General features: G+C 62.7%; 17 protein-coding genes. 5 read left to right on the top strand and 12 right to left on the bottom strand.

Features of this window, described 5'->3' with window-relative positions:
- Positions 1-2: 2 nt before the first annotated feature.
- From fliD to O3298_RS03355, 7 genes are all read right to left on the bottom strand, one after another.
- Positions 3-2,684, bottom strand: a complete 2,682-nt coding sequence (gene fliD / locus O3298_RS03385; RefSeq protein ID WP_305058524.1) for a flagellar filament capping protein FliD — start codon at positions 2,682-2,684, stop codon at positions 3-5.
- A 230-nt stretch (positions 2,685-2,914) separates the two neighbouring features.
- Positions 2,915-3,286, bottom strand: a complete 372-nt coding sequence (locus O3298_RS03380) for a flagellar protein FlaG (RefSeq protein WP_251350725.1) — start codon at positions 3,284-3,286, stop codon at positions 2,915-2,917.
- A gap of 84 nt (positions 3,287-3,370) precedes the next feature.
- A complete protein-coding gene (locus O3298_RS03375; protein ID WP_289898647.1) occupies positions 3,371-4,834 on the bottom strand; it encodes a flagellin in 1,464 nt (487 codons plus the stop codon).
- Positions 4,835-5,174: 340 nt separating this feature from the next.
- On the bottom strand, positions 5,175-6,746 hold the full coding sequence (locus O3298_RS03370; RefSeq protein ID WP_077407790.1) for a GGDEF domain-containing protein: 1,572 nt from the start codon (positions 6,744-6,746) through the stop codon (positions 5,175-5,177).
- A 201-nt stretch (positions 6,747-6,947) separates the two neighbouring features.
- Positions 6,948-7,595: a response regulator transcription factor gene (locus O3298_RS03365; protein ID WP_077407788.1), complete on the bottom strand. Its 648-nt coding sequence runs from the start codon at positions 7,593-7,595 to the stop codon at positions 6,948-6,950.
- Between the two features lie 23 nt (positions 7,596-7,618).
- Entirely contained in the window at positions 7,619-9,127 is a 1,509-nt protein-coding gene (locus O3298_RS03360; protein ID WP_305058523.1) for a sensor histidine kinase, read from the bottom strand.
- A gap of 17 nt (positions 9,128-9,144) precedes the next feature.
- Entirely contained in the window at positions 9,145-9,732 is a 588-nt protein-coding gene (locus tag O3298_RS03355) for a hypothetical protein (RefSeq protein WP_305058522.1), read from the bottom strand.
- A gap of 115 nt (positions 9,733-9,847) precedes the next feature.
- Here O3298_RS03355 and greB point away from each other — a divergent pair, with 115 nt between their 5' ends.
- Positions 9,848-10,414 carry a transcription elongation factor GreB gene (greB, locus tag O3298_RS03350; RefSeq protein ID WP_289898644.1) on the top strand — a complete coding sequence of 189 codons (567 nt, stop codon included), beginning with the start codon at positions 9,848-9,850 and terminating at the stop codon, positions 10,412-10,414.
- 55 nt (positions 10,415-10,469) lie between these two features.
- Here greB and O3298_RS03345 read toward each other — a convergent pair whose 3' ends face one another.
- The 3 genes from O3298_RS03345 to gmk all read right to left on the bottom strand — a co-directional run bounded on the left by O3298_RS03345 (position 10,470) and on the right by gmk (position 13,729).
- Positions 10,470-12,752, bottom strand: a complete 2,283-nt coding sequence (locus O3298_RS03345) for a bifunctional (p)ppGpp synthetase/guanosine-3',5'-bis(diphosphate) 3'-pyrophosphohydrolase (protein ID WP_305058521.1) — start codon at positions 12,750-12,752, stop codon at positions 10,470-10,472.
- Positions 12,753-12,834: 82 nt separating this feature from the next.
- The gene (gene rpoZ, locus O3298_RS03340; RefSeq protein WP_010400723.1) at positions 12,835-13,038 is read right to left on the bottom strand and encodes a DNA-directed RNA polymerase subunit omega; all 204 of its coding nucleotides are present in this window, start codon (positions 13,036-13,038) and stop codon (positions 12,835-12,837) included.
- A gap of 52 nt (positions 13,039-13,090) precedes the next feature.
- Positions 13,091-13,729, bottom strand: coding sequence for a guanylate kinase (gene gmk / locus O3298_RS03335; protein ID WP_099666877.1), 639 nt, complete (start codon positions 13,727-13,729; stop codon positions 13,091-13,093).
- A 210-nt stretch (positions 13,730-13,939) separates the two neighbouring features.
- On the opposite strand from gmk, the gene O3298_RS03330 reads away from it, so the two are divergent.
- Positions 13,940-14,350: a DoxX family protein gene (locus tag O3298_RS03330; RefSeq protein WP_251350732.1), complete on the top strand. Its 411-nt coding sequence runs from the start codon at positions 13,940-13,942 to the stop codon at positions 14,348-14,350.
- Between the two features lie 6 nt (positions 14,351-14,356).
- Here the strand turns inward: O3298_RS03330 and O3298_RS03325 are convergent, their stop codons facing one another.
- The gene (locus O3298_RS03325; RefSeq protein WP_289903925.1) at positions 14,357-15,247 is read right to left on the bottom strand and encodes a YicC/YloC family endoribonuclease; all 891 of its coding nucleotides are present in this window, start codon (positions 15,245-15,247) and stop codon (positions 14,357-14,359) included.
- A 302-nt stretch (positions 15,248-15,549) separates the two neighbouring features.
- Between O3298_RS03325 and rph the strand changes: the two genes are divergently transcribed.
- From rph to hemW, 3 genes are all read left to right on the top strand, one after another.
- A complete protein-coding gene (rph, locus tag O3298_RS03320; protein ID WP_034787067.1) occupies positions 15,550-16,278 on the top strand; it encodes a ribonuclease PH in 729 nt (242 codons plus the stop codon).
- Positions 16,279-16,416: 138 nt separating this feature from the next.
- Complete coding sequence (gene rdgB, locus O3298_RS03315; protein WP_099666881.1) at positions 16,417-17,001, top strand: RdgB/HAM1 family non-canonical purine NTP pyrophosphatase; 585 nt, start codon at positions 16,417-16,419, stop codon at positions 16,999-17,001.
- Positions 16,998-18,272 (top strand): radical SAM family heme chaperone HemW, encoded by a 1,275-nt coding sequence (gene hemW / locus O3298_RS03310; RefSeq protein ID WP_305058520.1) that lies wholly within the window; start codon positions 16,998-17,000, stop codon positions 18,270-18,272. Before rdgB ends, hemW begins: the two co-directional genes overlap by 4 nt.
- A gap of 18 nt (positions 18,273-18,290) precedes the next feature.
- Here the strand turns inward: hemW and O3298_RS03305 are convergent, their stop codons facing one another.
- Positions 18,291-19,478, bottom strand: a complete 1,188-nt coding sequence (locus O3298_RS03305) for a tetratricopeptide repeat protein (protein WP_305058519.1) — start codon at positions 19,476-19,478, stop codon at positions 18,291-18,293.
- Positions 19,479-19,542: the final 64 nt, after the last annotated feature.

Genomic DNA, 19,542 nt, shown 5'->3' with positions numbered 1-19,542 from the left:
GCTTAACGGTTGGCGGCGATGGCGGCCAGCTGCTGGGTCAAATAAGTTTGCATGCCCTGTAATTTATTCAGGGACACGTCCAGGCGCGAGTACTGGGCGCGGTAGCGCGCCTCGATGTCGGTCAGCTTCTCGCTGAACTTGTCGCGCTGCGCCGCTATCGACTTCAGGGTTTCGTTGATGCCGCTCGTGCGTCCGGTGATCATGCCTTTTGTGCCGAGGAAGGACGTGGCCAGGTTGTTCAACTGATAGGCATAGCCTTGCGAGAAACTGACCGTGCCGCGCGAACCGGTGGTGCCGCCGGTCACTTCAATTTTCAAGCCTTCCGCTGGCGAACCGGGTGCGCCCGTCAGGCTCTGGCCGGAGCCGACGACCGGTTGCCCTCCAAGGGTGCCGGCTACGTCCGCGCCCTTGACGGGCTTGGCGGCGCCAAACAGGGTCTCGATACCGGTCCCCTTGCCGTTACTCAAGGCCAGATTCGATACCGAGCCATAGCGGCTCGACACCAGGACCAGTTTGCCGGTGCCGTCGATCGACGCGGAGACCGTTGAGCCAATGTCCGAAAAAGCCTTCACCCCGTTGATCGACGATTGTATCAGCGATGCCATCTGCGCCGGAGTATAGGTGCCCGCCGGTATCGACACCTGGGCCGTATTCTTGGCGGAGCTGGGATCCGTATCATTGAGGGTGATATTCCAGGTAGTGTCGCTGGCAATCGTGGTGCTGGCTGCCAGCACGCCGTCGGACGTGAGCGAACCCTGGCTGGCCATGGTCGTGATGCTCAGGTCATAGGTGCCGGGCTTCGTGGCGGCCGTCGAACTGGTGAAGGCGACGTTGCTGTCGCTGGCCTTGCCGATGGCTGAAAACAGACCGGCGATATCATTGAAATTTGTACTGATGGCTTTGTCAAGCTTGCTGGAATCCAAGGCCAGGCTGCCATCTTTTTGGAATGAAATACCCACCTGGCTCATATTGCTCATGCCGCTGCTCAAGCCGGTAATCGGTGCGCCCAGCTGCCGGCGCAACTGGCTTTGTATCGATTGAACGGTCGAATCCCCCAGCAAGATGCCTCCCGTCTTGGTTTCGGGATTGTAGGCTGTCATCTTGCCGATCGAAGTGTTCAGCTCGTTGTAGGCCTTGACGAAGGCAGTGATGCTGGTCTTGACCGTCGTTGTATCCTTGGCCACCGACAGGCTGGACGTGCCTATCTTGGTAATGCCCAAGGTGACGCCTTCGATGGCCGTATCGACGTTGTTCGAACTGCTGGTGATGGCGATGCCGTTGACGCTGAACATGGTGTTTTGCGCCGCGCTGTTCTGCTTGAGGTTTTGCGTGCCGCCCGCATCGTACGACAGCAAGTCGTTCAGGGCGCTGTCGGCGGGCTGGCCATCGCTGCCGCTGAGCGAAATCTTCATGGCCGAATTGGCGCCTGTCTTGGTCGAACTGAGCACCAGGTGATACGGTTTGTCCGTGCCATCGGAAACGATGCTGGCGGTGACGCCCAGGCCGGCGTTATTGATGGCGTCGCGTATGCCTTGCAAGCTGTTGTTGGTGGAATCGATCACCACCGAACCCGTCGCCTGCGTGCCATCCTGGGTAAAGTTCGTGTTCATGTAGCTGCCGCCCGTGCCCGCGGTCAGCCCTGCTGCGGCAGGATTGCTCCCCCCGACGACGATGGGACTGGCGTTGCCCGAGGCCAGGGTAATCGAACTGGCAATCGTTACGTTCGAGCCGTCATTGACCGAGTTCGATGCATGGCCGATGCCGCCCTTGACCGAACCCGTCACCACTTCCTCGATGTTGAGGTTGGAGCCGTCGGCGCGCGTAAATTTCAGGGTGCCATCGGCGGCCTTGCCGGTGACGGTAATATTCGCGGCGGCCAGTGCATTCGAGACGGCATTCGGGCCTTCGAGCGTCGTGTCGAGCGACGCGGCCGTAATGCCGGCGCCTGCGCCGACGCCGTTACCCTGGGTCACGATCTCGATGCCGCCTATCGACAGCGAGTAGGTGCCGTCCGCGCCCGTTTCGATATTGCCGAAACCGTTGAACATGGTGGCGTTGCTGGCCGTCGGCTGGGCCGTGGCTGTCACACCCGTGGTGCTGCTCTTGGCGTTGATGGCGTCCGCCAGCGCGCGTGCGCTCTTGGTGCTGGCGTCCGTCGGAATGGCCGTGCCATTGATGATCAGCGAGCCGTTGCTTACGCCCGTGAGCAGGGTGCTGCCGCTCAGTGTCGTGCCCGTTACACCAAAGGTGCCGCCGGCGAGTGAGCCCAGCTGGAAGGAAATCGTGGTCTTGGCGCCGCTGCCGATGGTCGACAGTTTGCTGGCCATGCCGCCCGACGTCAGCGTCTGCGCCTGGGCCAGCTGGGAAACATTGATGTTATAGCTGCCGGCGACGGCCTTGGCGCCGGCACTGGCCGATAGCACCAGTGGATCGGACGGCGTGGCGCTGACGGCGCGGAAGTTGCTTGAGTTGGTGAGCGCTGACAACGAGCCCTGGAAAGTGCTGACGGCGCCGCTCAGCGTGCCCAGCGCGCTGAGCTTGGCCTGGTACGAGGCCGTTTTCTTGTCAAAGGTACCCAGCGGCGCGGCTTCGGCCGTCATCAGCTTGTCGATGATGGCATTCACATCCAGGCCGCTGGCGCCGGCGCCGATGCCTATGGATGAAAGGGTAGGTGTGATGGCCACTGAATACTCCTAGGAAAACGCTAATATAAGCTGTTATCGGCAGAATCAATCAGGACTTGAGAGGGGGATTTACCGCGCTGTTTTCAGCGGGAGCAAAAAAGCGGGGAAGAGATAGGAAAATATTGCACGAGTTGCAATAAAAAACGGGGCCGGATAGCCAGGCTACCGAACCCCGTGGTCATGCTGATGCCTGCTGCCGCGATGTCGCATGTCCGTGTGCCATGCCATCATCAGGCGCTTTGGCGGATCAGCGAACCCTTGGCCGAGTCAAAGGTCTTGGCCAATTCCAGCGCTTCCCGGGTGGGAATCTGGCGCAGTACTTCCTTGGTTTCCTGGTCGATGACCTTGACGACCGTGCGCTGGCTGTCTTCATCGACGGAAAATTCCAGGCCTTGCGTCTTCATCTGCGACGACTGGTTCAGCTCCGATACCGCCTTGTCGAGCTGCTCGCGGCTGGGTTCCTTGCTGGCTTGCTGTGGTGCAACCTTGTCGGTTTCCGTGGCGGCGCGTGGCGCTGCCGGGCGCGCCGGTGACGTGTCCGCAGACACATAACTCTTGTCTATCCTGGCCGCGGAGGCGGCCGCTATCGTGTCGATAGTCATGGTGCTCTCCTAGTGAAAATTCCCCGGCCGAAAAAATCCGGCAGGGGAATCAGAGTCCTACGCTGTTGCGCTACTAATCAGGGATTAGCCACGCAGCAGGCTCAGGACGCCGTTTGGCAGCGAGTTTGCTTGTGCCAGCATGGCCGTACCAGCTTGTTGCAGGATCTGGCCGCGGGTCATGTTGGCCGTTTCCGATGCAAAGTCGGTATCGACGATGCGGCTGCGCGATGCGGACAGGTTTTCCGTGGTCGATTGCAGGTTGGAAATCGCCGACGAGAAGCGCGATTGCAAAGCACCGTACTGGGCGCGTTGGCCGTTCACCGTTGCCAGTGCTGCATCGGCAATTTTCAGTGCCAACTGGGCGCCGTCAAACGACGTCACGTCCAGCGAAGCCACCGATTTCAAGTCCGATGTCTTGTTCGTGGCTTTCAAGCCCGACGTGTCGGTGATGGCAAAGCTGCCCGGCGCATCGTAGGTAACGGTGCCGTTGGCGACGGCGACCGCGTTATTGGCTTTTGCGTCGAACGCCGAACCCGTCAAGGTTTTGTCGGCCTTGTAGGAGTCGATATTGAACACCGTGTTACCGGCAGCTGCCGTGTTTTTGATGGCAATGTCGGCGCCGTCAGCATGCGTCAGTTTCATGCTGCTGGTCGATGCATCGTATTCGGCGGTGATGCCGGTTTTCGACGTTTGCGCATTGATTGCATTGATGCCTGCCGCATAGTCCGAAGCCGACTGGCCTGCGCCCACCGAGAAGGAAATCTGCGCTTCCTTGCCGGTGGCCGTATTGTCGCCCACCAGGGTGAACGAGTACGCTTCGGTGGAACCGAGTTTCAGGCTGGTGGCGGTTTTTGCCGTTGCCGTGACGCCCGTGTCGGCGCTAACCTTGTTGACGCTGGCGGCGATGGCTTGCGCGCTGTCGTTGGCTTTGGTGGTGACGGTGGAGGTGCCGCGTGCGCCGGCGACGACCACCGAACCTGCCGTTGCCGTTGCCGAGGTGGCGAGGACGGCGGTCGCATCATTTTCCACGCGGTTATTGCCGTAGGTACTGGTCAGGAAGTTCGCGCCGCTGGCGGAAATCAGCTGATTGGCATCTGCGCCGACCTGGAAGTTGGCCGTACCCATGGTGCCGTCCAGCAGCGCCTGGCCGTTGAACGAAGTCGTGGTGGCGATGCGGTTCAGTTCCGAACCCAGCTGGCCTACCTCTGTTTGCAGCGCCTGGCGGTCGCTGGCCGAGTTGGTGGCGTTCGACGATTGCACGGCCAGTTCGCGGATACGTTGCAGGATGTCGCCCGAGCTTGCCAACGCGCCTTCAGCCGTTTGGGCCAGCGAGACGCCGTCGTTTGCATTGCGGGTGGCTTGGGTCATGCCGCGGATTTGCGACGTCATGCGGTCGGAAATTGCCAGACCAGCGGCGTCATCCTTGGCGCTGTTGATGCGCATGCCGGAGGACAGGCGTTGCAGCGAGGTGCTCAGGGCCGACTGCGAGGTCGACAGGTTGCGTTGCGAATTCAGGGACGAGATGTTGGTATTAATTACTGCAGCCATGATAATTCTCCAAACAGGTACTACATTGCGCTATGTGCTAGTCACTTTGGCCTGCCCCGCTGTTCCGGGACAATCAAGCCGCTGTTGTTTAGGGTAACGGTTGCTCTGCGGGAAAATTTATGGCGAAAAGTGCTTTAAATTTTAATTTTTAGCCCTTCAGTTTGCCGCCGGCCGCGCGCTAGACGACATGATTTAAAGAAACTTGAGGGTAAAAATAGTTTTATTTTCATATCGCGCGGACGCCGGCGGAAGGCGGGAAGGCGATGAATGTTATTGTTTTTGCCATGAAAAATGCCGTCCGGCCGGGTGGCGGGACGGCATGGCGTGAAGCGGACCGGGCTTAGTCGGCCACCACCACGCGGTTCTTGCCCGTCTGCTTGGCCTGGTACATGGCGCGGTCGGCGCGCTTGACCAGCTCGGCCTGGTCTTCGTTGGGCAGGCGCAGGGCCACGCCGGCGGAAAAGGTGATCAAGACTTTTTCGTTGTCGTGCAGGAAGAAATGCCGGGTCAGCTCGCGCTGCAAGCGCGTCATCGTCGACGAGGCCGCCTCGACCGTGGTTTCCGGCAGCAGGATGAGGAATTCCTCGCCGCCGAAGCGGGCGATGACGTCCATCGAGCGCAGGGTTTCCTTGACGATCTTCACCAGGTGTTTCAAGGCGGCATCGCCGGCCAGGTGGCCGTAGGTGTCGTTCAGGCGCTTGAAATCGTCCAGGTCCAGCATGGCGATGCACAGCGGGGTGCCGCGGCGGTCGGAGCGGGCCGTCTCGCGTTCGAACACGTCGTCCAGGCCACGGCGGTTCAGGCTGCCCGTCAGCTGGTCTTCCCGCACCAGTTCGCTCATATGCTGGAGCTTGGCTTCCAGGGTGTGGATGCGCTGTTCCGCGTCCTGCACTTCCTGGCGCGCCAGCACCATCTTGTCGCGTGCGCGCAAGGCTTCGTTCTGCACCATGCGCGTTTCGCGCAAGACTTCGTCGAGAACGCTGTTCAGTTCGCTGATATTTTCTGCCTGGCTGATCTTTTCCGAATAGCCGCCGATCTTTTCATGGAAGTCGCCCGTGCTGGCCGCCACTTGCCCCAGGCGGTCGATGAAGGTCATCATCATGTTCTTGACCGTCAGCTTGACGTCGGACAGGCTGTGCTTGAGCTGGCCTTGCTTGTAGATGACTTCCTTCAGGCTGCGCGTGGCGTCTTCCAGCGCGCGCTGGTCGAGCGGGCCGGCGATCAGGTTTTGCACGGCATCGACCTGGCCGCGCAGCCAGCTGTCGTCGTCGAGCAACTGGCTGACGTTGTCCAGCAGCAACTTGAACAGGCGCAGCAGCAATTCCTGCTGCTCGGCCGTGTCGCCGCTTTTCAGTTCGATCTGGTAGCACAGCTGTTTCAGGCGCAGCGCCGCTTCGTTCAGCGCTTCTTCCGTGTGGGCCAGCTTGATGGCCGCACCCAGCGATTCGGCCTCTTCCACCAGCGCGGGCGTGCCGGTCAGCAAGGTGGCGACGGCAAAGCCCAGGGTGCGGCTGAGCAACTCGCGCAGGGTGCGCGTCTGTTCGCCGTCCGGCAGGGGCGGCAATTCGATGCCGCCGCCTTTCTTCACCTGTTTTTCCGCCAGTTGCGCCAGGGTGCGCGCATAGCTGTCCCAGTCGCGCGCTTTCAGGGCGCGCTGGAAGCGCCGGCCAAAGTCGCCCAGTTCGCCCGCCGATTCGCTCATCTTGGCGGCAAACTGCGTCAGGACGTTTTCCGCGCCACTCTCCGTGGGTGCGCTGGCGGCCAGCACGGCGGCAGGCGCGCCGGGCGTCTCTGCCGGTTCGCTGATGCCGGCGATTTCATTGTAGATATCGCGGTAGGCGCTCGGCGTGGGGGCGATGCGGCGCGTGGCCAGGCGGCGAAACGCTTCGCGGGCGATATCGGCAGGGTTCATCGCTGCAGCGGCGGCGGTATTCGTGGCGCCGGCGGGAGCGCTTGCTGGTGAAGTTGGCAATTTACTGGACATGTAGGCACAGCCTTTTTAGATATTTCTAATTATCCTCATGATATGCGAGTTGGCAAAGAACTTATTGTGCGAGAAGCAAGGAGAACTCCTGTCAATTCGCCCGATGCCAGCGGGCATGCCGCTTTGCCGTCAATCCACCAGCTGGTTGCGGATGGCGTAATGCGTCAGTTCGGCGCTGTTCTTGAGTTTCATCTTGACGAGCAAGCGGGCGCGGTATTCGCTGACGGTTTTCACGGACAATTTCAGCTCTTCGGCGATGGCGCCCACGGCCTTGCCCGAGGCGATCATGACCAGGGTCTGGTATTCGCGGTCCGACAAGGTGTCGTGCAAGGCCGTTTCGTGGTCGTCGCCCACCGTGTTGGCCAGTTCCTGCGCCAGCGAGGCGCTGATGTATTTCAAGCCTTGCGCCACCTGGCGGATGGCCGTGACCAGTTCGCGCGGCGCGCTCTGTTTCGTCAGGTAGCCGGCCGCGCCCGCCTTGAGCGAACGGATGGCGTACTGGTCCTCTCGGTGCATGGACAGCATCAGCACGGCCAGTTCCGGCTTTTCCTTCTTGATCTGCTTGAGCACCTCGATGCCGCTGCGGTCGGGCAGGGAGATGTCGAGCAGCAACACCTGGCATTTCGAGCCGCGGAACAGCTTGATGGCGTCGTGGCCATTTTCGGCCTCGCCGGCCACGATGATGTCCTTCGTATCGGCGAGGATTTGCTTCAAGCCCTCGCGCACAATCGCGTGATCGTCGGCGATGAATACCCGGATGGTGGCTTTTTCTTTCATGACTGCGTTGTTTCCTATCTAATTCACCCACTGGTCGCGTCTGGTGGCGGCCCGCTGTGCGCGGGCGCACTGGCTGCAGCCGCTATTATCGCCTCTCGCGGCGTGGTCAGCCGGATTTTTATGCTCAGGATGGTGCCGCCGTCCGGCCCGTCCATCAGGCTCAGGGTGCCGCCCAGCGCGCTGGCCCGCTCGGCCATGCCGCGGATGCCGAACGATTGCGGCTTGGCGCGGTCGGACAGGCGCATGCCGACGCCATTGTCGGCGATCGACAGGCTGAAATGCTGGCGCTGGCGGGCCAGGCGCACGCTGACCTTGCTCGCCTGCGCATGCTTGGCGATATTCGTCAGCGCTTCCTGGGCGATGCGGAACAGGCTGGTCGCCTGGTCCAGCTCCAGTTCGATGTGTTGGCGGTTCGAAATGAACTGGCATTCGATGCCGGCCTGGCGCGCGAATTCCTTCACTTGCCAGTCCAGCGCGGCGACCAGGCCCAGGTCCAGCATGGAGGGGCGCAAGTCCAGCGAAATGCGGTGCACGGCGTCGATGCTGCGGTCGACCAGGGCATCGACATAGTCGGCCTTTTCCTGCAGTTGCTGGTCGTCCGGCGGCAGGCGGCGCGCCAGCATGGCCAGCGCCATCTTGATCGCCGTCAAATTGCCGCCCAGGTCATCGTGCAATTCGCGCGCCAGGCGCGTGCGTTCGTGTTCCTTGACCTTGTCGATATGCGCCGTCAGCTCGGCCAGGCGGGCGCGCGACTGGCGCACTTCGCTCTGTTCCAGCCGGCTTTCCGTGATATTCGTCATGATGCCTTCCCACTGCACCGTGCCATCGGCCAGCGCGCGCGGCGTGGAGCGCAGGTTGATCCATTTGACATCCTTCCAGGCATCGATCCAGATGCGGCCTTCCCAGTTCCAGCTCCACAAGGCGTTTTTCGACGCTTGCATCGATTCCAGATACGAGGCGCGGTCGTCGGCGAGGATCAACTGGTAAAACAGTTCCGGGCGCGCGTGCAGCTGCGCCGGCCCCAAGCCCAGCAGGGCCTGGCAGCCATCGCTCAGGTAGGGGAAGGCGGCGCGCCCATCCGCATGCAGGCAGAACTGGTACACGAGACCCGGCGTATTCGAGACGATGGCGTTGAAGCGCGACTGCACCTGCGCCAGGGCGGCGGCTGTCGCCTGGGGCGTGCGCAAGTCTTCGCCCTCGGCCAGCAGCAGGGCGCGTCCGTGGCGGCTGGCGCGCGACAGGTGCAGGCTGAGCGAATACAGGCTGCCGTCGCGGCGGCGCTGCTGCACGTGCAGCAGGGCTTGTGCACCGATGCTGTCGTCCAGGGTCGCCAGCACGGCGGCCAGTTGCTGCGCGTCCAGCTGCGGCGCCAGGGTGAAGGGTGTCATCGACAGCAATTCCTTGCGCGCATACTGCAAGTTGTCGCAGGCGGCATCGTTAGCGTCCAGCAATTGCAAGCTGGCCGCGTCGTACAGGTAGATTTCCGGCGCCGCCGCGCGCATGGCGGGGGCCAGGCGGGGAGTGTCGTGCATGGAATGGCCTTTCTTCATCAGCGGCGGGCGCGCCAGAAGGCGGCAAAGCGGCGCAGCACCCTGGCCAGGCGCGAATTATGGCGCCCTGGCGTGCCCTTGCGCAAGCGTTGCCACCAGGCACGGCGGGCGCGGCCCAGCGCGGCCGACAGGCGGCTGACACGGCGCCAGGGGCGCGTGGCGCGCAGGCGGGCGATCCAGCGGTCCTTGGTTTCCATGAACAGACCATGCCAGTGGGCAAACCATGGCAAACTGAGCAGGGTAGGGCGCGTCAGGCTGTACAGGCGCGCCACGGCGGCCGCGCCGCCCAGCTTGGCGATGACGATCACGCCGATGCCGGAAAAGGCATGGCCGCGCGCGATGGCCAGCAGGGCCAGCAGCTTGACGGGGAACAGCAGCACGGCCGGCAGCACGAAGATGGCCAGCGCCCAGTACGGCGGCAGGCGCTTGATCCACGCTTCCAGCGCATGCAGGGGCGGAAATTGCGCGATCACCTGCATGAGGCGTGCCCCGGTCGCCCACAGCCATTCCTCGATCAGCAGGAAGATGGCGGCCAGGTAGACCAGCGGCGCAAACAGCCAGCGCCTGACTCTATAGAATTTTTTCATCCGTCTCCGTGTGCGGCGCAGGTTTGCCGCGATTGCCACGATGATACGTCAAAAAAGCCCGTTTGCCCCCGCATCCCGTGTGCCCGTGGCTCCCTGGCGGGGCTACAATAGGCAGATGAATAAAGCCTTTGTAAAAGAATCCGACAACGACGACGATGAAGAAGCGGCCGCGCTGGCGCTGGCCATTCCCGCCGGCGCCAAGAACTACATCACGCCGGCCGGTTACCAGCGCATCAAGGATGAGCTGCTGCAGCTGATCGACGTCGACCGTCCGGAAGTGGTGCGCATCGTCCATTGGGCGGCGTCGAATGGCGACCGTTCGGAAAATGGCGACTATATCTACGGCAAGCGGCGCCTGCGCGAAATCGACCGCCGCATCCGCTTTCTCACCAAACGCATGGACCTGGCCGCCATCGTCGACCCCAGCGTGCACCATGGCAACGACCAGGTGTTTTTCGGCGCCACGGTCACCTACCGCACGAGCGACGGCGAAACGCACACCATCACCATCGTCGGCATCGATGAATTCGACCCCTTGAACGGCAAGATCAGCTGGGTCTCGCCCATGGCCCGCACCATCACCAAGGCGCGCGAAGGTGATGTGATCACCCTCAACACGCCGCTGGGCGAGCAGGAACTGGAATTGCTGGAAGTGACGTATCCGGCGCCGGGGGAGACCTGAACTGATGTGTTCCGCATGAAAAAACGGCTGGGCAGAGAATCTGGCCAGCCGTTTTCTAGTTGCGCTCGCGCAATATCCTATTGACCCCGGCGACCCGGCGCACATTGCGCAGCAGGGCGGCCAGGTGGACGCGGTCCTTGACTTGCACGGTGAAGCGCAGCTGGTCGAGGACGTTGTCCTTGTCTTCGTCCATGCCCACGTAGATGATGTTGGCGTCGGATTCGCCGATTTCGGCGGCGACTCTGGCAAGGATGCCCCGTTCGCTGTTGATCAGCACCTTGATGCGGCAGTCGAAGCGGCGGTTCAGTTCCGTTCCCCAGCGTACGGCGATCCAGCGGTCCGGTTCCTTGGCGCGCTGGCGCTTCGCTTGCGAGCAGTCGCTCGTGTGCACGAGCAAGCCCTGGTCGCGGCGCAGCTGGCCGATGATCTGGTCGCCGGGAATCGGCAGGCAGCACGGCGCCAGCTGCACGGAGACGCCTTCGCTGCCGCAGATGGTGACGGGGTCGAGTTCGCTGCCGCTATTGTGTTCCACGGGCATGCTGGCCGCTTCGCCGCCGATCAAACCGAAGATGTGGCGCGCCACCAGGGTGGCCATGCGCTTGCCGATGCCGATGTCCGCGTACAGCTCGTCCATGGAATTGGCGCTCGATTCGTTGAGCAGGCGTTCGACCAGCGGCGCCTGCAGGTCGGCGTCGATGTTCAGGGCGTGCAGCGCCTGCGACAGCAGTTGCTGGCCCAGGGCGATCGATTCGGGCAGGTTGATCGTGCGCAAATGGTGGCGGATGGCCGAACGGGCCTTGCCGGTGCGCACGAACGACAGCCACGTCGGGCTGGGGCGCGACGAGGAGTCGGTGATGATTTCCACGATGTCGCCATTGTGCAGCTCGGTGCGCAGGGGCGAGGTTTCGTTGTTGATCTTGACGGCCACGGTCTGGTCGCCGATGCCCGTATGGATCGAGTAGGCGAAGTCGATGGCCGTGGCGCCGCGCGGCAGGGCGATGATCTTCGACTTCGGCGTAAACACGTAGACGGAATCGGGGAACAGGTCGACCTTGACGTGTTCGAGGAATTCGGCCGAGTCGCCCGTCTGCTGCTGGATGTCGAGCAAGGATTGCAGCCAGGCATGCGTGCGCTGCTGCAGGTCGGACGGGTTCGATTCGCCGCTCTTGTACAGCCAGTGCGCCGCCACGCCCGATTCGGCCGTGCGGTGCATTTCCTGCGTGCGGATCTGGAATTCGACGGGCGTGCCGTAGGGGCCGATGACGGTCGTGTGCAGCGACTGGTAGCCGTTCAGCTTGCGGATCGCGATGTAATCCTTGAACTTGCCCGGCATGGGCTTGTACAGGCTGTGCAGGGTGCCCAGGGTCACGTAACAGTCGGCAAAACTGCCCACCACCACGCGGAAGCCGTACACGTCCAGCACTTGCGAGAACGACAAGTGCTTGCTGCGCATCTTCTTATAGATGTCGTACAGGGTCTTTTCGCGGCCCGTGACGTCGGCATCGAGCTCGGCCATGGACAAGGTGCTTTTTACGGCTTCCATGATCTTGTTGACCACTTCGCGCCGGTTGCCGCGCGCCGCCTTGACGGCTTTCGCCAGGGTGCGGTAGCGCATCGGATACAGGTGCGAGAACGACAGGTCCTGCAGCTCGTGGTAGATGTTGTTCAGGCCGAGGCGGTGCGCGATCGGCACGTACACTTCCATGGTCTCGCTGGCGATGCGGCGCTTTTTGGCCGCCGTCATGAAGTCCAGGGTGCGCATATTGTGCAGGCGGTCGGCCAGTTTGATCAGGATCACGCGCACGTCGGACGCCATGGCCAGCAGCATCTTGCGGAAGTTTTCCGCCTGCGCTTCGATCTGGCTCTGGAATTCGATCTTTTCCAGCTTCGACAGGCCGTCGACCAGGTGCGCCACGGGTGCGCCGAAGCGCTCGATCAATTCTTCCTTCTTGACGTCCTGGTCTTCCATGACGTCGTGCAGCAGGGCGGCCATGATGGCTTGCGCGTCGAGCTTCCAGTCGGCGCAGATTTCCGCGACGGCGATCGGATGCGAGATATACGGCTCGCCCGAGCGGCGCATCTGGCCCAGGTGCATCTCGTCGGAGAAGCGGTAGGCTTCCTTGACTTTCTTCAGGTCGGCGGGAGACAGGTATTCGGCCAGCTTGTCGGCCAGGTGGCTGACGGAGGCTACGCCCAGGGCGGGCGCTGGCGGTGCTGCGGGGATGTTGCTGCCGGACGTGCCGACGCCGGGCGTGGAAGCGCCCTGCGATTTTGCCGCCTGGCGCGAGGCCAGGGGCGGCAATGCTGCGGAAGTCGTGTCGGCTGGGGTCAGACTCATAAAACGTCGCGTTGCTTCACAGTGTGAATAAAGGATACGGTAGAACCAGGGGTCAGCACTGTTCCGGCACGCGGGTTCCCACTTACATCGGGACCTTTTTCAGCATTTCGATGCCGACTTTGCCGGCAGCGATTTCACGCAGTGCAACAACGGTAGGCTTGTCCTTGGCTTCCACCTTAGGGGTGTGGCCTTGCAGCAACTGACGTGCGCGATAAGTCGCAGCCAGGGTCAGCTGGAAACGGTTAGGGATCTGCTTCAGGCAATCTTCGATTGTGATACGGGCCATAGTAACTCCTAAAATTTTTGCGTGGTGCTGTGTGAACTGGCGTGCAGGCGAATTACTCTGCGTGCAGGCCCAGCTGGGCGAATAGCGATGCGTTGCGGGCCGCTTGTTGCGCAAACCGGCAACGGGCCGCTCTCACGATCGCGCTCAGTTCGGACAAAGCGACCGTAAACTCTTCATTGATAATAACATACTCGAACTCGGGAGCGTGTGCGATTTCGCCGCCGGCCGCCAGCAGGCGGCGCGTGATCACGTGCGGCTCGTCCTGGCCGCGCTTGTTCAAGCGTTCTTCCAGCGCATCGATCGATGGCGGCAGGATGAAGATGCCGGCCGCGCGGGGGAATTGCTTGCGCACCTGGCGCGCGCCCTGCCAGTCGATTTCCAGCAGGATATCGGTGCCGGCCAGCATTTGCTGCTCCACCATGATGCGCGAAGTGCCGTAGTAATTGCCATGCACTTCCGCCCATTCCAGGAATTCGCCCTGTTCGGCGCGCGCGACGAAGTCTTCCGCCGTCGTGAAATAGTACTCGCGGCCATGCTGCTCGCCCGGACGGGGGGCGCGCGTGGTGGTCGAGATCGACAATTTGATGCCGGGCTCTTGCGCCAGCAATGCATTGACCAGTGTCGATTTGCCGGCGCCCGAGGGCGCGGCGACCACGAACAGGCTGCCGGAGAAGGCGGTAGGGTGGCTCATGCGGATCTTTCCATTTGCGTGTGATGGCGGCGTTTGCGCTTGCGTGGGCGCCGCCCAATTCGGTATTTTACCAAGAGGCAAGGCGGCGAGCCAGCCCCGCGATGCGCCTCGCCGCCCCGCTTGTGCATATTTTTCTTGTTATCCTGAGGAAATAGTTATTTAATTTGGATGGTTTTTTCTCAATAACTATTCTACTGACAGGATGCGCGCATGAAGAATTTCCCGTTTCTCAGTTCCGCCCAGGCCATGTTGTTGTTGCGCGTGGCCATCGCCGTGATGTTCATGGCGCACGCCATCACGCGCATCGCCAATGGCACCATTCCCCGCTTTGCCGGTTTCCTGGAAGACAAGGGGTTTATTTACGGCCTGGCCGTGGTGTGGGCGATTACCGTCGTCGAGATCGTTTGCGGCAGTTTGCTCATCGTCGGCAAATACACGCGCTGGGCGGCGGCCGGACTGATGGTGATCTGCATCGGCGGCATTGCCATCGTGCATGCGGCCAAGGGCTGGTTCGTGGGCGAGCATGGGGCCGGCGGCGTGGAATACAGCATCGTGCTGTTTGTCGCCTGCGTCGTCATCGCCGCCAGCGACCAGGGGCGCGCCGGAGCGCGCCTGGCCTGACGGGGTTTATTCCAGGTTCTGCACCTGTTCGCGCATCTGCTCGATCAGCAGCTTCAAGTCCATCGAGGCGTCGGCCAGTTCCTTGACGGACGCCTTGGCGCCCAGCGTGTTGGCTTCGCGGTTCAGTTCCTGCATCATGAAGTCGAGGCGCTTGCCCACTTGCCCGCCCTTGGTGAGGATATGGCGCGTTTCGCCCAGGTGGGCCGACAGGCGCGCCAGTTCTTCCGACACATCGATGCGGATGCCGTACAGGATGACTTCCTGGCGGATGCGTTCCATGGCGTCCTGGCGCGACAGGGCCGAATTCGAGCCCTGGCTGGCCAGGCCCAGCGCGTCCTGCATGCGCTCGATGGCTTTTTGCTGGAAGGCCGCCACCACTTGCGGAATCAGGGGCGTGATGCGCTTGACGATGGCTTCCATCGCCTCGATGCGCGACACCAGCACCGCTTCGAGCGCGGCGCCTTCGCGCTTGCGGCTGTCGACGAAGGCGGCCACGGTGCGTTTGGTCAGCGCGCCCACGTCGGCCTGCAGGGACTCCTGTCCCACTTGCGCTTCTTCGATGACGCCAGGCCAGCGCAGCAGTTCGGCCACCGTCATGACGGGGGCGGAGACAAAATGCTGGCCCACTTCGTTTTGCAGGCGCGCCAGTTCGGTCAGCAGGGGCAGGTTCAGCGCCTGCGTGCCGTTTGTGGCGGCCTTGCGGCCAAAGCTCAGGCGTACCTCGACTTTGCCGCGCGTGATGGCGGACATGACGGCGGCGCGCAAGTCAGGCTCCAAGGCCCGCAGATCGTCGTTGATCCGGAATTGCAGGTCGAGAAAGCGTGAGTTGACGCTCTTGATTTCAATTGTCAGTGTGCCTGCAGCACCTTCGCTGGTGGCAACCGCGTAGCCTGTCATGCTTGAAATGCTCAAAGGATTCCCCGATTTGGTCTTGTATACAGTCACTTATACACTTAATCAGCCAGCGCAGGCAATACCGCCCGCGCCGCAAAAACAGAACCGCATGGTCTGATGGCCTGAAAATTGCTGAATAGTGTGCGTTTTACGGCATTGTAAAGAAAATTGTGTTTGGTGGGGCAGGATTGTAGGGATCATGTGTGCGCCGCCTGCCATTGCGTCTTGCGCTGTTGCATGACTGCAAATAGACGGGCGCGCGGTGGTAAAATCGCCGCCGCAACTCCAATCACACAGGACATCCCATGACATTTGAATCCCGCCCGAGCGGCCGCGCCGTCGACGCGCTGCGCGCCATCCGCATTACCCGCCAGTACACCAAGCATGCCGAAGGCTCGGTGCTGATCGAGTGCGGCGACACCAAGGTCATCTGTACCGCCAGCATCGAAGACAAGGTGCCGGGTTTCCTGAAAGGCAAGGGCCAGGGCTGGTTGACGGCCGAATACGGCATGCTGCCCCGCTCGACGCACACGCGCATGGACCGCGAAGCGGCGCGCGGCAAGCAGTCCGGCCGCACGCAGGAAATCCAGCGCCTGATCGGCCGCTCGCTGCGCGCCGCCTTCGATTTGCAGGCGTTCGGCGAACGCACGCTGCACCTCGATTGCGACGTGATCCAGGCCGATGGCGGCACGCGTACGGCGTCGATCACGGGCGCGATGGTGGCCGCGTATGACGCGTTTTCCCAGCTGCAGGCGCGCGGCGCGATCGCCGCCATTCCCGTGAAAAGCTTTGTCGCCGCCATCTCGGTGGGCGTCTACCAGGGCATGCCTGTGCTGGACCTGGACTACGTGGAAGACTCGGGTTGCGACACGGACATGAACGTGGTGATGACGGAAGCGGGCCACTTCATCGAAGTGCAGGGCACGGCCGAAGGCGCCGCCTTTGACCGCGCCGGCATGAACCGCCTGCTGGACCTGGCGCAAGGCGGCATCGCCGACCTGATTGCCCTGCAGAAGCAGGCATTGGGGATCTGATCTTTACACAGATTTACATCCGCTGGCCCGCCGCGCCAGGCAAAAAGCCCACAGTTGCCGCTTCTTGCGGCAGCTTCGGGGCGAGGTGAGGGGGGCGCAAAAGGTTTACAATGTCGGCACTTCAACCGGACTATTGACATGACCCAACGCCTCATCCTCGCCTCCAACAACGCCGGCAAGCTCAAGGAATTCAACGAGCTGCTCTCGACCATCGGTTTTTCCGTCCATGCCCAGGGCGAGTACGCCGTGCCGGAAAGCGACGAACCATTCCACACCTTCGTTGAAAACGCCCTGCAAAAGGCGCGCCACGCGTCGCGCCTGACGGGCTTGCCGGCGCTGGCCGACGATTCCGGCGTGTGCGTCAATGCGCTCGGTGGCGCGCCCGGCGTGTATTCGGCCCGCTATGCGGGCGAGCCGAAATCGGATGCCGCCAACAGCGCCAAGCTGATCGCCGACCTCGAGGCGCATGCCGACAAGTCCGCGTACTACTATTGCGTGCTGGTGTACGTGCGCCATGCGGATGACCCGCAGCCGGTGATCGCCGACGGCCGCTGGAATGGCGAGATGATTGCCGCGCCGCGCGGCAACGGCGGCTTCGGCTACGATCCGCACTTCTTCATTCCCGCGCTGGGCAAGTGCGCGGCCGAACTGACGTCCGATGAAAAGAACGCGCTGTCGCACCGTGGCCAGGCCCTGCGCGCGCTGGTGGAAAAGCTGCGATGATCCCGATCAAACTGGTGGGCGCCGTTGCCAGGTCGGCAGCCAAGCCCAATACCGCTCCCGCGCCGCAGGAAGGCATTTCCGGCGCGGCCGGGGCGGCCCTGAAATACCTGCAGCCGGGCGCGCTGAACCTGACGGCCCTGCCGCCGCTGTCGCTGTACATCCATTTCCCGTGGTGCGTGAAGAAATGCCCGTATTGCGACTTCAATTCGCACGAGGTGCGCGGCGACTTGCCGGAAGCCGAATACCTGGCGGCCCTGCGCCTGGACCTGGAAATGGCGCTGCCGCTGATCTGGGGCCGCAAGATCCACACCATCTTCATCGGCGGCGGCACGCCCAGCCTGATGTCGGCGGCGGGCCTGGACCGTCTGATGTCGGATGTGCGCACCTTGCTGCCCCTGGAACCCGATTGCGAAATCACCATGGAAGCCAATCCTGGCACCTTCGAAGCGGAAAAATTCAAGTCCTACCGGGCCAGCGGCATCAACCGCCTGTCGATCGGCATCCAGAGTTTCAACGGCCGCCACCTGCAGGCGCTGGGCCGCATCCATGACGACAGCGAAGCGCGCCGCGCAGTGGAGATCGCCCACGCGAACTTCGACAATTTCAATCTCGACCTGATGTATGCGCTGCCCACGCAAACCCTGGCCGAGGCGCAGCAGGACCTGGAAACGGCGCTGTCGTTCGCGCCGCCGCACCTGTCGCTGTACCACCTGACTTTGGAGCCGAACACGCTGTTCGCCAAGTATCCGCCCGTGCTGCCGGACGACGACGAGAGCGCCGATATCGCCGACATGGTGGCCGCGCGCGCGGCGCAGGCGGGCTATGGCCGCTACGAAGTGTCGGCCTACGCGCAGCCGGGCCGCCAGGCTAAGCACAACCGCAATTACTGGGAATTCGGCGACTACCTGGGCATCGGCGCAGGCGCCCATTCGAAGATTTCGTTTCCGCACCGCGTGCTGCGCCAGGCCCGCTACAAGCAGCCGCGCGCCTATATGGACGCGGTACTGGCCGGTAAGCCGGTGCAGGAAGAGCGCGAACTGGCGCGCGAGGAAATGGGTTTTGAATTCATGCTCAATACCCTGCGCCTGACGCAGGGATTTTCGCCGAACCTGTTCGCCGAGCGCACGGGCCTGGCCATCAACGCCATCGAACAGCCGCTGAACGCGGCCGAAGCCAAAGGCTTGCTGTACCGCGACCACCAGGTCATCCGCCCGACGGCGTTGGGATTGTCCTTCCTGAATGACCTGCAGCAGATGTTCCTGGAAGACTGACTGCCTTAATGGCGCCTGCTAATGCGCGCCGGCGGCGCGCAGGCGCTGCAGCTTGGCCGCGTACAGCCCGTGCTCGCTGCGCGTGGTGCTGTTGTCCATCGCCAGTTCCAGCTGCTTGTCCGCCTGCGAGAGCTGTCCCATGCGCGCATACGCCTGCGCCAGCCAGAAGTGGAATTCATGGTAATACGGATCACGCGCGATTTCGCGCTTGAACAGGCGTGCCGCTTCCTGGTAGTCGGCGGCCTCCATGGCGCGCTGGCCCAGGTTGAAGAAGTGGAAGGGCGGTTCTGGCTGCAGGGCCAGCAATTTGCGCCGCAGCAGCTGCGCTTCGCCCGCGTGTCCCAGGCCGTCGAGTGCCTGCGCCAGGTTGGACAACAGCACGGTGTTCGATGGCGAGCGTTCCAGTGCGTAAGCGAGCGTGCGCCGCGCCGGTTCGGTGTCGCCGTGGCGCAGCTGGATGATGCCCAGCGTATTGAAGGCGCCCGCAAACGTGGGGTCTTGCAGGATGGCGGCGCGCGCATACCAGTAGGCTTGATCGAGCTCGCCGCTGGCCATGGTTTCGGCAGCGCGATTGTTGAGGTACATGGCCAGGATGGTCGCCTCGCTGATTTGCTGCGTGCGCTGGCCGGCGAGGTCTTCGCCAGGCAGGAAGTCGATGAGCAGGATGGCATCGGCGTCGTAGCCGACGGTATTGCTGACGGCACGGCGTTCCAGCGCGAGATTGACGTGGCCGGCAACGAAATACATGCCGCCGCTGCGGCTCCAGCTTTCCTCTCCCAGGACCAGCTGGTAGTGCACATCGAGCCCCATTTCCTTGGCCAGCGCGGCCGTCATCAGCACCAGCGACAGGCAATTGCCGCTGCGCGCGTCGAACGCCTCGGCCGCCGTGCGCGTCATGGCGGCATCGTATTCCAGCTGCAGCCCGGACCTGTTGCGCAGGGCCTCGGCCAGCGCGCGGCGGGGATTCTTGTTGCGTGCCTCGCGCGCGACATCGACACGCAGGTAGTACCGCATGGCCTCGCTCATGGCGAACGCCTGTTGCGGGTCGACCGGCACGGCGGGTGCGGCAAAGCTGGCATCGTTGAACAGGTCGGGCGGAGGCGGGGTGGCGGGTGTCGTGGCGCAGCCGGCAAGGGCTGCACACAGCAGCAAGGGGGACAGGAAGCCCAGGCGCAGCTGTGCGCTGACGCGGCGGATACATTTCATGTTCGTGCTCCCGCAGAACGATGTCAGGCGCAACACGTATTGCTGCCGGTGGTGCGCCATGCCA

It is taken from the genome of Janthinobacterium sp. SUN137, assembly GCF_030587265.1.
GTDB lineage: Bacteria > Pseudomonadota > Gammaproteobacteria > Burkholderiales > Burkholderiaceae_D > Janthinobacterium > Janthinobacterium kumbetense.
Note: the sequence above shows the minus strand (reverse complement) of the source record. Positions and strands in the feature narration are given on the sequence as shown.

Excerpts from the sequence above, each read along its gene's own strand:
- O3298_RS03380 (WP_251350725.1), bottom strand. The coding sequence starts at position 3,286 with ATGACTATCGACACGATAGCGGCCGCCTCCGCGGCCAGGATAGACAAG.
- O3298_RS03375 (WP_289898647.1), bottom strand. The coding sequence starts at position 4,834 with ATGGCTGCAGTAATTAATACCAACATCTCGTCCCTGAATTCGCAACGC.
- O3298_RS03370 (WP_077407790.1), bottom strand. The coding sequence starts at position 6,746 with ATGAACCCTGCCGATATCGCCCGCGAAGCGTTTCGCCGCCTGGCCACG.
- O3298_RS03365 (WP_077407788.1), bottom strand. The coding sequence starts at position 7,595 with ATGAAAGAAAAAGCCACCATCCGGGTATTCATCGCCGACGATCACGCG.
- O3298_RS03360 (WP_305058523.1), bottom strand. The coding sequence starts at position 9,127 with ATGCACGACACTCCCCGCCTGGCCCCCGCCATGCGCGCGGCGGCGCCG.
- O3298_RS03355 (WP_305058522.1), bottom strand. The coding sequence starts at position 9,732 with ATGAAAAAATTCTATAGAGTCAGGCGCTGGCTGTTTGCGCCGCTGGTC.
- greB (WP_289898644.1), top strand. The coding sequence starts at position 9,848 with ATGAATAAAGCCTTTGTAAAAGAATCCGACAACGACGACGATGAAGAA.
- O3298_RS03345 (WP_305058521.1), bottom strand. The coding sequence starts at position 12,752 with ATGAGTCTGACCCCAGCCGACACGACTTCCGCAGCATTGCCGCCCCTG.
- rpoZ (WP_010400723.1), bottom strand. The coding sequence starts at position 13,038 with ATGGCCCGTATCACAATCGAAGATTGCCTGAAGCAGATCCCTAACCGT.
- gmk (WP_099666877.1), bottom strand. The coding sequence starts at position 13,729 with ATGAGCCACCCTACCGCCTTCTCCGGCAGCCTGTTCGTGGTCGCCGCG.
- O3298_RS03330 (WP_251350732.1), top strand. The coding sequence starts at position 13,940 with ATGAAGAATTTCCCGTTTCTCAGTTCCGCCCAGGCCATGTTGTTGTTG.
- O3298_RS03325 (WP_289903925.1), bottom strand. The coding sequence starts at position 15,247 with ATGACAGGCTACGCGGTTGCCACCAGCGAAGGTGCTGCAGGCACACTG.
- rph (WP_034787067.1), top strand. The coding sequence starts at position 15,550 with ATGACATTTGAATCCCGCCCGAGCGGCCGCGCCGTCGACGCGCTGCGC.
- rdgB (WP_099666881.1), top strand. The coding sequence starts at position 16,417 with ATGACCCAACGCCTCATCCTCGCCTCCAACAACGCCGGCAAGCTCAAG.
- hemW (WP_305058520.1), top strand. The coding sequence starts at position 16,998 with ATGATCCCGATCAAACTGGTGGGCGCCGTTGCCAGGTCGGCAGCCAAG.
- O3298_RS03305 (WP_305058519.1), bottom strand. The coding sequence starts at position 19,478 with ATGAAATGTATCCGCCGCGTCAGCGCACAGCTGCGCCTGGGCTTCCTG.